Below are 13,220 nucleotides of genomic sequence, written 5' to 3'. Positions count from 1 at the left end.
CTATGTATTTGAAGCATTTTGGCCTAAGCCAAACTCCCTTTTCCTTAACACCTAATACCGGATTTTTTTTCGGGTTATCGCCACACGTGGAGGCCTTGCAAGTGCTGCAAATGGCGCTGCAAACGGGCGAGGGTTTTATTAAAGTCACCGGTGAAGTGGGTACAGGTAAAACCTTAATTTGTCGGAAGTTAATTAATGAACTGCCGACGGGGTTCCATTGTGCTTATTTGCCGAATCCCTATCTCTCGCCCGCCGAACTGCGCTGGGCGGTCGCCAATGAACTCGGTCTAAAATACACTGCCGATATGGATCAACAGCAGCTGACGGGGCTTATCCAGCAGCAGTTGCTTGCCTTAAGTGCCCATGGACACTCGATCGTATTAGTGCTCGATGAGGCCCAAGCATTGCCCGATGAAAGCCTCGAAGCTCTACGCTTATTCACTAACCTTGAAACCGAGAGTCGTAAATTGCTCCAAGTGGTGTTGTTTGGGCAGCCGGAGCTGGATGATAGGCTCAAACGACAAGAATTTAGACAGCTACGCCAACGTATTACCTTCAGCTATAACCTGCGCCCACTGACATGGGATGAAGTCGATGCCTATATTCGCCATCGATTAGCGATAGCAGGGCGGGCGGGTGAACCCTTGTTTAACGCCAAACTCACCCGGAAAATCGCCTATGCATCCCGAGGTATTCCTAGATTGATCAATATATTAGCTCACAAGTCTTTATTGTTAAGCTTCGGTGAGGGCGCAACCAAAGTACAGGCTTCCCACGTGCGTGGTGCCATTTTAGACACCGAAGATGCGAGCCGAGATACATTCAGAGCGTGGAAATGGCGAACTTATTTCGCACTGGTCTTTGTTGCCCTATCGGCCTTAATTTTTGCTATCACTGTCTCGGGTGTGGATCTCCTGCAAATCTGGGGGGATTGGGTATGAGCGTGATTAACAAGATGCTGCAGGACCTCGATAAGCGCCAGCAGGGACATCAACTTTCCAATATTATGTCGCCACAAATGCAATATGTGGGGCGCGCGGGGCATTCTAGAAAAGGCTGGTTGATCGGTGTGGTTTGTTTGCTTCTCGGGGCTTTGTCGGTTTATGTCTTTCAAGGGATAAACAAACAGACTAATGTTGTTTCGCAACCGCAACCGCAATTAGAGCAGCAGCCACAGCCACAATTGCAAGCATCACAATTACAGCCGCAAGCACAAGCATCATTGCCAACAGCGACAACAGAACCCGCGTCAACAGCAGTGCCCGCCGTTGATATTGTGGCTCAGGTTCCTGTATCGGACACGGCTCTTGGCATAGAAATCGAAACAGAAACAGAAAACCATCCTCAATCCGTTGCCGAATATAAACCCACCCCAATGCCCGAGCCTATTGTTGAACCAGTGCAAGCCGCTGGCAAAATGGCGGTGACGGAAGTCAAGCTCACACCGTCTCAATTAGCCCAAAAACAACTTCTTATGGCGACCGATGCAGATAAGCGAGCAGATTGGAGTAAGGCGATAGAGCACTATAGTAAAGCGTTAAATTTTGATCCCAGCCTACACGAAGCGCGCAAACAGCTGGCTGCACTGTATTATGGGCAGGGGCAATTATCCGATGCGGCGCAAGTATTACAGCAAGGCTGGCTCTTATATCCACAAGAATTTGAATTCACGCTGTTATTAGCCCGTGTGCAGCTGGCGATGGGAGACACAGAATCAGCCTTAACTAGCCTAGCGAATATTCCCGATAGCCATGTGTTAGCGCGGCAGAAATGGTTAGCGCAGAGCGATTTAGCTCAAAAACAAGGTCAATTTACCTTGGCAGAACAGGCCTATCGGCAGTTATTGCAGCTTGAGCCACAGCAGGGGAAATGGTGGATGGGCTTAGGCTATGCACTGGATTCACAACAGCAATTTGCTCAAGCCAGCCAAGCCTATCGCAGCGCATTAAGCCATCCAGGGCTCTCAATGCAGGCCACCGCTTTTATAGAACAACGATTAAACCAACTAGGAGATAGCCAATGAAACCCAGATTAAAGATGCGTTTGGGCGATCTGTTAGTTCAAGAATCCATTATTACCGAGGAACAGCTACAGCAGGCACTCTCCGAGCAGCGCAATACCGGCCATAAACTGGGCCGAACCCTTATTGACCTGCGCTCAATTACCGAGCATCAGTTGTTGCAGTTTCTGTCGCAGCAGTTGAATTTGCCGCTACTGGATATTAGTAAGCGACCTATTCCCGCAGAGGTGGTGCAGTTAATTCCCGAAGTGCAGGCGCGGCGTTTCCGCGCACTGGCGGTGGAAGATCGGGGTGACAGCGTGCTAGTCGCGATGAGCGATCCGGCTGATCTGCAGGCACTCGATCACTTAGAAATTCTAGTTGCGCCGAAAAAGCTCAGTGTTGCGGTCGCACCCGAGCAACAGTTGCTGCAAGCCTTTGATAATTTATACCGCCGCACGGATCAGATTGCGCAAATTGCGGGCAAGCTCGAAGAGGAATACGCCGCCGATCAAATGTTTGATTTGGCAAGCTTAACCTCGGGCGACAGCGATAATGAAACCACAGTTGTTAAGTTGCTACAGTCGATTTTTGAGGATGCGGTACAGATGCGCGCCTCGGATATCCATATCGAGCCCGGTGATAAAGCCCTACGCATTCGCCAGCGTATCGATGGTCAGTTGCATGAAACGATACTGAACGAAGTGAATATTGCCGCCGCCTTAGTCCTGCGGCTTAAGTTAATGGCAGGTCTCGATATTTCTGAAAAACGTTTGCCACAGGATGGCCGTTTCCATATGGAAATTAAGGGCCACCAAATTGACGTCCGTATGTCGACTATGCCGATTTATCACGGCGAGTCTGTGGTGATGCGTCTACTCGACCAATCGGCGGGTTTGCTGACCTTAAACGAAACGGGGATGCCAGCGCATATTTTGGCGCGTATTCGTAAGCAGATTAAGCGCCCCCACGGCATGTTGCTCGTGACTGGGCCTACGGGTAGCGGCAAAACCACCACGCTATACGGTATTTTAAGCGAGCTTAACACCGCCGACCGTAAGATCATTACGGTGGAAGATCCGGTCGAATATCAATTACCGCGTATTAACCAAGTTCAAGTTAACCATAAGATTGGACTCGATTTTTCTAACGTACTGCGCACCACATTACGTCAAGATCCAGACATTATCATGGTTGGGGAAATGCGTGATCAAGAAACCGTCGAGATTGGTTTGCGCGGTGCCTTAACGGGTCACTTTGTATTATCCACCCTGCACACTAACGATGCGGTCACCAGTGCGCTGCGTTTGCTTGATATGGGCGCCGCCAGTTATTTAGTGGCAAGTGCCTTAAGGGTGATTATTGCCCAGCGTTTAGTGCGCCGTGTTTGCCATAACTGTGGCGTCGACTATCAGCCCAGTGCGCAGGAAAAGGCTTGGCTTAGCAGTGTGAGCCGTAAAGATTTTTCGGCGGCAAACTTTAGGATCGGCACAGGTTGCCAAAGTTGTAACGGTAGCGGTTATCGTGGCCGGATCGGGATTTTTGAAATCCTCGAACTGGATGAAAATATGATTGATGCGATGCGCTCGGGCAATCCACAGGATTTTGCTCACGCAGCCCTGCAGAGCCCTAACTTTACCCCGCTTGCCGAATCGGCACTACAATATTTGAGTGAAGGCATGACCACCATTGAAGAGGTGGCGAAGCTGGTGGAGGATGTGAGCGAGTCACAGATCCCCCTATCTAAGGATATGATGAGCCAACAAGGCGTTGAGGCGTAATTATGCCTGTATATCAATATCGTGGACGCAGTGGACAGGGGCAGCCGGTGACCGGACAGCTCGATGCGACCTCGGAAAGCGCCGCCGCAGATATGCTCTTAGCCCGTGGCATTATCCCCCTCGAGGTGAAAGTCGCTAAGGCCGTGCGATCATTTTCATTGGCTCAGCTGGTTGGCAGCAAAGTCGGTTTAGATGAACTGCAAATTTTTACCCGGCAGATGTATTCCCTGACTCGCTCCGGCATTCCTATTCTACGGGCCATTGCGGGATTATCGGAAACCGCCCATTCGCAGCGGATGAAAGATGCCCTCAATGATATTTCCGAGCAGCTTACTGCGGGGCGCCCTTTATCATCGGCGATGAATCAACATCCCGATGTCTTTGATTCTCTGTTTGTTTCTATGGTTCATGTGGGGGAAAATACCGGTAAGTTAGAGGATGCCTTTATCCAGCTCTCTGGTTATATTGAGCGCGAGCAGGAAACTCGCCGCCGCATTAAGGCGGCCATGCGATATCCGATATTTGTGCTGATCGCCATCACTATCGCTATGGTGATCTTAAATATTATGGTGATCCCTAAGTTTGCCGAAATGTTTGCCCGTTTCGGTGCCGATTTACCTTGGGCAACTAAGGTGTTGATTGGAACATCGAATCTTTTTGTTAATTATTGGCCCTTGATGCTAGTGGCGTTGGTGGGAACCATAGTCGGTATTCGTTATTGGCACCATACGGAAAAAGGCGAGAAGCAGTGGGATAAGTGGAAGCTGCATATTCCCGCGGTCGGTTCCATTATTGAGCGCTCGACACTGTCGCGTTATTGCCGCAGTTTTTCCATGATGCTCAGTGCTGGCGTACCTATGACGCAGGCGCTGAGTTTAGTGGCCGATGCCGTGGATAATGCCTATATGCATGACAAAATTGTCGGCATGCGCCGCGGAATTGAGTCTGGCGATTCCATGCTTAGGGTGTCGAACCAGAGTAAATTATTTACTCCCTTAGTATTGCAAATGGTTGCCGTAGGTGAAGAAACCGGGCAGATAGACCAACTGTTAAACGATGCCGCCGATTTCTATGAGGGAGAGGTGGACTATGATCTTAAAAACCTCACCGCTAAATTAGAACCTATTCTTATTGGGATTGTTGCCGCGATAGTGTTGGTGTTGGCGCTCGGGATCTACCTGCCGATGTGGGATATGCTCAATGTGGTTAAAGGGGGCAAATAAGACTGATGCGCTCAAGTTTGCCACGAGAAGGATTATAAATAGATGCACAGCCAGCAGAAGGCAGAAAGCGATCTATTACGGGTTTACGGACGTATGATTACTATCATCTTAGTGTTAGTGATGATGGCGGTGATTGGCATTAAGTATTTTTCCAGTATGCCCCAGGTCGCGGCCAGAAGCGTGGAACTGGAGCATACGCGTTTTCTGAATGTCCTCGCTATGGTGCGCTCCCAGTGGTTATCCCTTGGCAAGCCAGCGCAATTACGACTAGATTGGGAAGTGTTTACCGAACAAAACCAAGCCGTGGGGCAGAGTGTGGTTAAGATGAGCGCCTTAGGTTGGCCGCAGCCTAAGCAGTTAGATCATTTAGGTTGCCAGGAGTTATGGCTGCAGTTAATGGGAAGTGAGCTGCAGGAAGACACCTTAATGGGTGAGTTTTTCCCTAAGGATACGAGTTGCCGTTACCAGTCGCAAAATGGTGATAGTATCGGTTATCAACTGAATTCTGGCAGGGTCATTTTTTTGACGCGAAAATAAAATATTGTTAAGTAACAGGCTTTTTTAAACTGATTTAGCTGTTAGAATGGATTTCGTTAAAAAATAGGGGAAGCTGATGAAAACTAAGCAAAATGGTTTTTCACTCATCGAATTGGTCATAGTGATAGTGATTTTAGGTCTGTTGGCTGCAACGGCCATTCCACGTTTTTTAAATGTGACTGATGACGCCCAGGATGCGAGTGTTGATGGTGTCGCGGGTGGTTTATCGACGGCGGTGAGCTTTGTGCGCTCACAGTGGGAAGTCGATGGACGCCAAAATAGCACGGTTATTCTCGACGGCACGTCAGTGTCACTCGATCCTCGTTTTGGTTATCCAACTGGGACCTCTGTGACGGATGTGACTACCATGACGGATGCCAGCTGCCAAGAAGTCTTTAATACCGTGTTGCAGAGTGCGCCACGTAATGTGCTTTACACTCAGGATGCCCGCAATCAACGTTACACGGTACGGGTTATTGATGGCGCGGGTGGCAGTGCCAATGCGATTACCGGTGCGGTTGTCACAGGTTTAGATATATGTGTTTACCATCAAGTGGCATCGTTAGTACTAAATCAAACGACGGGTGTACCAACACCGGCTCCGGACTTATCGACCGCAGGTGCTAAGGGTGTGGTATATAACCCAGGCACAGGCACAGTATTAAGCTTTACCCAAACCCCATTTGCACCTTAATCGCAATTTAAGATATTAATTTGTTTTGTATTTTTAGTCGCTTGGTTTATAAGTAGCTTAGTTTAAAAATTGTGTAATTTATTCGTCCTTAAGGAAAGGTAGTTTTATATGAAAAGACAACAAGGTTTTACCTTAATTGAATTAGTCGTTGTAATCATTATCTTAGGTATTCTTGCTGTCACAGCGGCACCTAAGTTTATTAATCTGCAATCAGATGCACGCGTTTCTGCGCTACAAGGAGCGAAAGCTGCGATTCAAGGTGCAAATAGCTTAGTTTATTCTAAGGCTGCTTTAGCTGGTCATGAAAAAAAGGCTGTTACTGATTGGTCTACTGGTCAAGGAGTGGATATTGGTGCAGCAAATAAAGCCATTACTAATTATGGTTATTTACAAGCTAAACAAAGTGAGCTTGAAAATGCTGTTGATATGAAATTTGATGTTGGCACAAGTGCTACAGACCCAACATCAACAGGAACAAACGAATGGATTATTTTTCCTGGTAGTGCGACAGCGGGCACAATGGTTACAATTTGGCAGCGTGGTGCTCCTGCTGCATGTAAATTTACATATACACAAGCAACTAGCTTGACAGTTCCCCCTGCTTTTTCTGTTTTGCCAGCAGCTTCAGCTTGCTAATGTGAGTTCACAAAAAGGCCTGCCTAGCAGGCCTTTTTTTTAGGTAAAATAGCTGGGTGATATCGGCTGCAACAAAATGAATTTACTTAGAATTTGTATCCAAATTTATAGCGATTTATTTGCCTTAATAAAGCGGTTGGCAGAAACTGAACCTAGAACCTAGAACCTAGAACCTAATATGGACAATGGTTAATTTTCCCATGGCGAAACAGACTGGATTTACCTTAGTTGAGTTAGTAACGACCATTATCTTGATTTCGATTTTGGCTGTGACTGTCTTGCCGCGTCTGTTTACTCAATCATCCTATAGCGCCTATAGCTTGCGTAATGAATTTATCGCCGAACTGCGTCAAGTGCAGCAAAAGGCCCTCAATAATACCGATAGATGTTATCGCCTCGCCGTATCGAGTTCAGGTTATCGGGTAAGTCAATTTGCGGGCCGTAGTAGCACAGGTTGCACGGGGGCGGCGATTTCACCCGATCCACTCTATGTCCAAGCATTCGAAGGTGGAGCGAGCCTTGCGTTAGTGAGTAATGGTGCCAGTGGCTTTAATATTGATTTTGATACCAATGGCCGGCCTTCGTTAGGTTGCAATGGCCACTGTATTAAAGTCACCGCCAATGAGACTGTGATCATCAATATCTCTAGCGAGGGTTATATCTATGCCAATTAGCGCTAGAGGTATTCGATTAAGCCCGGTTCACCCTCGGGGATTTACTCTCATTGAGTTAGTGGTAGGCATGTTAGTGATCGCCATTGCCATAGTGATGCTCAGCAGCATGTTATTTCCCCAGGCGGATCGCGCGGCGAAGACCTTACATAGGGTGCAAAGCGCCGAACTGGCCCATTCGGTGATGAATGAGATATGGGGTAAAAGATACGATCAAAATACCAATGCCAATGGCGGTGTGCCCGCCTGTGGTAGTCCGCAAGGGATGAGTTGTACCCCTGCCGATAAGTTAGGTAAAGATGCCGTTTCTGGAATAGTGGAAAGCCGCAATAATTTTAATGATGTGGATGATTACCACGGTCTAAATGAAACCGCAGCTATGCTTAACTCCAGCCAAACCTATGCTGATGCTTATCCTAACTATCGTTTAAGTGTCACTGTTGCTTATGGGGCCGTGCCCAATACTAAGTTAGTGACGATTAATGTGACAACGCCCGATGGCGAAGTGATTACTTACAATATGGTGAGGAGTAATTACTAATGGGCTCTTTATCTGCAAAGCGTGTGCAAACATCCACACGAGGTTTTACCTTAGTTGAGATGGTTACGGTTATCTTGATCCTTGGCATTCTTGTGGTTGGGGTCAGTAGCTTTATTATTTTTGGCACGCGAATTTTTGTCGAATCGAGCTCGGTCGATCAAGTGTTAAGTCAGAGCCGTTTTGCTGTGGAGCGTATGACCCGTGAGCTGCGCAGCGCCCTGCCGAGCAGTGTGCGTATTACTAGCGATTCGTTAACCTATCAATGTGTTGAATTTGTGCCTATTGAAGCCAGCACGACTTATCTTTCTATGCCGATAGCACCGAATGCAACTGCCTTAACGGGAACTGTAATTCTCAATACGACCGATAAAATTAAGGAAAACCAATATATTTGGATTTATCCTTTGACCGATAGTGATGTCTATAACAGCGCCAGACAAAAACGGGCACAGATAAAAGCCATTACCCCCTCTGACACCATAGATAATCAAGTCACTCTCACCTTTATTGCGTCAACTCGTTTTGCCGAGGCATCGCCGCGGCAACGGATTTATTTTGCTTCGGCCCCTGTGAGCTATTGTTTTCAAAAGGCCGCTGCGAGTAATGAGCTTATATTGCAGCGCTATACTGGGTATCAGTTTAATAACAGTCAGCCTCGCCCTATCGATATGGGGACTGGGGTGTTGATGGCGCAAAATATGGTTAATAGTTTCACCAATAGCAGTGATTTACCGATGATACTAACGCCATCCACCTTAGTGAATAATGCCATGGTGCATTTGCAGCCTAGGTTTACGGTTAATGGTGAGACCTTCCAATATCGACATCAAGTGCAGGTGATCAATGTCCCCTAACTTTTTTAGCCCGCAGCACCCAAGAGCATATGGGGTGACATTGCCCACGCACCAAGGTGGAAGCGCACTCATTATTGGCATTTTTGTGATTACGGTGATGTTCCTATTGGCCGCATCTTTAATCAACATAGTTGAAGATGCGGATACGGGATTGACTCAGGAAGTGTGGGGCACCCGTGCATTAGCCGCGGCCAATAGCGGCGCCGATACGGCGTTAGCACAGTTATTTCCGCTAGATGGTGCCGTGGGCGTTTGTTCGGCAAATAGCACTTGGACGCCACCCGATGTGGTTGGATTTCATGCCTGTAACGTGACGTTAAGTTGCACTAAGTATTCGGTGGGATCTGTCACCCAGTACCGTATTACCAGCCAAGCGGTATGTGAGAGTGGTGATATCCGTGTGAGCCGACAAGTCGAGGTTGAAGCCCGTGGCAATTAAGCATTTTTATCACGCAGTCATGGCTATTTTAATGTTGATATTTTCAACATCTTCAATGGCATTCGATCCTATAGATCAGAACGTGATTTTTGCCAAAGTGGCGCAAGGACACCATGGTGATAATTCAAATCTGTGTCATCAGATATCATCACCACAATTAATGATAAACGGTAATGGCATCATTAATGGTACGGGTGGTGCAGCATTAGATTATTGTTCGAGTAACGATGGCAGCGGGCTTTCCAATAACAGTTGTGATAATGGTGTTGGCGGAGTGCGTAAATGCACTGTCGATGGTAGTGATATTCGTGGATTAAACTTAACTGGGAATAATGCTTTTTTACCGAGTAGTGGTGCTGGTGGCGGTTATAGTTATTGTAATAATGGTGAGCAATTAACGTTGGGGGGGAATGGGCAAAGTCAGTTTGACACTGTTTCGCTTTATTCCGCTTGTACTTTGACCTTATCTGCCACTCAAAAAGAATATAGATTCAAAACCATCGCTATTGGGGGTGGTGCGACCCTCATCTTACCTGAAGGGGACTATTGGGTAGATAGTTTCACCTTGAACCAAAATGCTAAGGTGATTTTGCAAGGCAATGTGCGTATTTTTACTAAGCAGAAATTTAGCCTAACGGGCAGTAAATTTAACGAAAATAATACTGCTACTGGCCTTATTATTGGTTACGGTGATATTCAGCTTAATAGTGGTGCCTTGCTTAATGGGCGAGTGTTTAGCGATGCTACATTAACTCTAAATGATAACTCGACTATCAATGGTCGTGTCACTAGTCGTTATCTAGTCATGAGCAGTGGTAGCATTAATGAGGATATCGCAGCTTTACAATGCTTTAACGATACTTTCTCCCAAAGTGCCTTAAGTAATGATTGGGTGGTATCCCGTAGTAGCGGGACTTTTACGCCTGCCATTGTCAGCGGTCGTATGCGTTTAACCGAGGCAAAATCGAACCAATCGACTGCCTCGACCTATCAAAGGCTCTTTCCTGCCGCAGATAACCTAGTGGAGATCCAGTTTGATCATTATGCCTACGGTGGTAATGGTGCCGACGGTATTGCCTTAGTCTTGTCGGACGCCGCTATCACTCCGCAGCCCGGCGCCTTTGGTGGTCCCTTAGGTTATGGCTATAAACCCGGTATTAGCGGATTTGCTGGTGGTTGGCTTGGGGTTGGGATCGATGAGTTTGGTAATTTCTCCGGTGAGGGTGGCAGTTATAATATTGGTCAGCGGCGCCAGTCGGTCGCGGTTCGCGGTTCTGGCGCTGGCACCTCTGGATATCGCTATTTGTGGGGGACGTGTAATAACGGCACGACCAATACCAGTGGTAGCTGTTTATCACCAATAGTCGATGGCAATAATGTGTCGCCCGCCCATAGGTATAAAATCACTATTGATTCCCAATCTGCGGGCCAGTCTATAGTAAAAATTGAGCGCAATACAGGGTCAGGATTTGTGACCTTAGTGCCAGCGTTTGATGCGGCTGCAGAAGCTTATCAGGCAAGTATACCCAATGATTTTCTGCTGTCGCTAACCGGTTCTACCGGTGGCTCGAACAATAATCATGAGATTGATAATGTGCAGATTTGTGCACTTAAGTCGAATCCTATTGGTGCGCAAATTGATCACTTCGAATTTGATCATACGGGTCAGGGATTAACCTGTAATTCCGAGACTGTCACCATCAGAGCCTGTGCGAATGCGAGTTGCAGCCAGCTTTTCACCGATCCCATTACGGCGACCTTACTGCCCGATTCTACGGCCGATGGCGTGTGGATTGGGGGGAATCAAGTCAGTTTCACCAATGGTTCGACGCAATTACAGCTGAGGCGTAATACGCCCGGGGTCGTGACTCTGGGCGTAAAAGGTTCTAGTCCGACAACTAAACCTTTAAGTAAAACCCTGTGCCGTATTGGCAGTGGTGGCTTGAGTGAAAATAATTGCTCACTCACCTTTGCCGATAGTGGTTTTATTTTCGATGTCCCCGATAAGCGCGCTAATCGCCCCGAACAGGTATTAGTCAAAGCGGTGAAAAAATCCGATGTGACGAAGCAGTGTGTGCCGAGTTTTCAAAATCAGACTAAGACTTTAAATTTTTGGAGTAGCTATGTGGAACCGAACGCACTAGTTTCTCCCCAAGTCGTCACTATTAATAACTCTGCGATCGGCGCCTCGAGCGCTGCGCCCACGGCATTTAACCTAGTGTTTGATGCCGAAGGGCAGTCAAGCATCTCAGTCAATTACCCCGATGCAGGCAAGTTGCAATTAGAGGCTAAATACACTGGGACAGGGGATGAGCAAGATTTAGTGATGACAGGCTCCGATCAATTTGTGAGCGTGCCAGCGGGATTATGTGTCAAACCCGTCGATACCAGTGCCCTTTGCTCAAGTGCCAATATGAGCTGCAATGCCTATCGCAAGGCGGGGCAAGATTTTGCCATGACAGTGCAAGCTGTGGCTTGGCAGGCCGATAGTGACGCCGATTTTTGCAGCGGTAACCTGCCAACTGCTAACTTTAGCGACGCGCAGATGAAGCTTACAACTAGGGTCATAGCGCCAAGCATAGCCAATGGTGGCCATGATGGGGCGTTAGGCGTGGCATCCTACAGTCACACGGCACAAACCAATAATCTCAATACCATCAGTAATCAGAGTATTAGCGAAGTCGGCGTATTCCAAATTGCGGTGCAGGCGACTCCTAACTATTTAGGGACGGCAAGTAACCTCAATATTCCGATTGGGTATTCTGCCAATATTGGCCGCTTTGTACCCGACAGGTTTTTAGTTGGGGATATTTCCGTCTTGCCCGCCTGTGGTGGCTTTAGCTATATGGATCAACCGTTCCCAATGTCGATGAGCATTAAAGCCTTAAATATTGGCGGCGCGGTTACGCAGAACTATTTTCCGCCGTTTTCACTCGCGACCGCCAAACTGGTGGGGGAAAATAATAATAACGGGATCGATCTGCAGAGCCGTTTAAGCGCCTTGCCCATCAATGCCGCAAGTTGGAGTCAAGGTGTGGCGACTGTCGATGCTACTTATCGCGCTAACGTTAGCCGAGTCACTCCTAATGTATTGAGTAATCTGTATCAGGACGGCCCCTTCGAGTCGCTCGATATCGGGGTGCAAGCGCTGGATAACGATCCCCGTCCCAATGGTATTTTCAGTTATGTAGCCTCACCGGATATGGATGCGGCATCTACGGGCACTTGTACTAACTGTAATGCCAAAAAAATCACTACTCAGATCCTACGTCATGGCCGCGTGGTGATGGATAACACCTATGGCCCTGAAACAGAAGTCCTCAAAATGCCAACCAGATCTGAGTATTGGAATGGGGCTAATTGGGTATTAAATGGGGATGATAGCTGTACTACCGCCACATATGATTTAGGTTCACAGGTGGATAATGCGAGCCTTGGTTATCTTTTTGACCCAGATTTAGCCGCAGGACAGAGTATCTCTCGAACTGGCGCATCTTTGGTATTTCAAGCGGGGCAATTTGATTTATTGTGGCGAGCCATGACCTCCAGCGGCAATTTATATCGCGGCCAAGTAACAGCGCCTTTAGATGTGCCCGCTTGGTTAGAATGGTATTGGAACTGGAATGGCGTAACGCCAACGGCCTTATCCGATCCCCGTGCGAGTGCGTATTTTGGACGTTATCGTGGCCATGACAGAATCATCTACTGGCGGGAGGTTAATTAATTAGTTTTAGTAATCTATCCCACTAAATTTTGACCTCGCTTTAGTGGGAAATCACAGGTCGGGTATTTTTTAAACGTTTAAGTGTGGATGAGGTAGGCGCTGTAAATACAAAAGGGATGTC

Annotated in this window: 12 protein-coding genes; all 12 read left to right on the top strand. The window is 47.5% G+C overall.

Translation table 11 applies throughout. The annotated features are described in order from the left end of the window. Window positions 1-2: 2 nt before the first annotated feature. On the top strand, window positions 3-941 hold the full coding sequence (locus MJO46_RS10125) for an ExeA family protein (RefSeq protein ID WP_253989199.1): 939 nt from the start codon (window positions 3-5) through the stop codon (window positions 939-941). Then, the gene (locus MJO46_RS10120; protein WP_253989198.1) at window positions 938-2,023 is read left to right on the top strand and encodes a tetratricopeptide repeat protein; all 1,086 of its coding nucleotides are present in this window, start codon (window positions 938-940) and stop codon (window positions 2,021-2,023) included. The genes MJO46_RS10125 and MJO46_RS10120 overlap by 4 nt, the downstream gene beginning before the upstream one ends. Next, on the top strand, window positions 2,020-3,780 hold the full coding sequence (locus MJO46_RS10115) for a GspE/PulE family protein (RefSeq protein WP_253989197.1): 1,761 nt from the start codon (window positions 2,020-2,022) through the stop codon (window positions 3,778-3,780). Before MJO46_RS10120 ends, MJO46_RS10115 begins: the two co-directional genes overlap by 4 nt. A 2-nt stretch (window positions 3,781-3,782) precedes the next feature. Continuing rightward, the gene (locus tag MJO46_RS10110) at window positions 3,783-5,003 is read left to right on the top strand and encodes a type II secretion system F family protein (RefSeq protein ID WP_253989196.1); all 1,221 of its coding nucleotides are present in this window, start codon (window positions 3,783-3,785) and stop codon (window positions 5,001-5,003) included. A 42-nt stretch (window positions 5,004-5,045) separates the two neighbouring features. Next, window positions 5,046-5,540, top strand: coding sequence for an MSHA biogenesis protein MshF (locus tag MJO46_RS10105; RefSeq protein ID WP_253989195.1), 495 nt, complete (start codon window positions 5,046-5,048; stop codon window positions 5,538-5,540). 76 nt (window positions 5,541-5,616) lie between these two features. Then, a complete protein-coding gene (locus tag MJO46_RS10100) occupies window positions 5,617-6,234 on the top strand; it encodes a prepilin-type N-terminal cleavage/methylation domain-containing protein (RefSeq protein WP_253989194.1) in 618 nt (205 codons plus the stop codon). A gap of 108 nt (window positions 6,235-6,342) precedes the next feature. Further along, complete coding sequence (locus MJO46_RS10095) at window positions 6,343-6,870, top strand: type II secretion system protein (RefSeq protein WP_253989193.1); 528 nt, start codon at window positions 6,343-6,345, stop codon at window positions 6,868-6,870. Window positions 6,871-7,055: 185 nt separating this feature from the next. After that, a complete protein-coding gene (locus MJO46_RS10090) occupies window positions 7,056-7,544 on the top strand; it encodes a type II secretion system protein (RefSeq protein WP_253989192.1) in 489 nt (162 codons plus the stop codon). Continuing rightward, on the top strand, window positions 7,534-8,082 hold the full coding sequence (locus MJO46_RS10085) for a type II secretion system protein (RefSeq protein WP_253989191.1): 549 nt from the start codon (window positions 7,534-7,536) through the stop codon (window positions 8,080-8,082). The genes MJO46_RS10090 and MJO46_RS10085 overlap by 11 nt, the downstream gene beginning before the upstream one ends. Then, on the top strand, window positions 8,082-8,936 hold the full coding sequence (locus MJO46_RS10080) for a PilW family protein (protein WP_253989190.1): 855 nt from the start codon (window positions 8,082-8,084) through the stop codon (window positions 8,934-8,936). Before MJO46_RS10085 ends, MJO46_RS10080 begins: the two co-directional genes overlap by 1 nt. Continuing rightward, complete coding sequence (locus MJO46_RS10075; RefSeq protein WP_253989189.1) at window positions 8,926-9,375, top strand: MSHA biogenesis protein MshP; 450 nt, start codon at window positions 8,926-8,928, stop codon at window positions 9,373-9,375. The genes MJO46_RS10080 and MJO46_RS10075 overlap by 11 nt, the downstream gene beginning before the upstream one ends. After that, window positions 9,365-13,099, top strand: a complete 3,735-nt coding sequence (locus tag MJO46_RS10070) for a DUF6701 domain-containing protein (protein ID WP_253989188.1) — start codon at window positions 9,365-9,367, stop codon at window positions 13,097-13,099. The genes MJO46_RS10075 and MJO46_RS10070 overlap by 11 nt, the downstream gene beginning before the upstream one ends. The last annotated feature ends 121 nt before the right edge of the window (window positions 13,100-13,220 follow it).

The organism is Shewanella sp. KJ2020 (assembly GCF_024197625.1).
GTDB lineage: Bacteria > Pseudomonadota > Gammaproteobacteria > Enterobacterales > Shewanellaceae > Shewanella.
The sequence above is the reverse complement of the archived record's forward strand: the minus strand, read 5'-3'. Positions and strand labels throughout refer to the sequence as shown.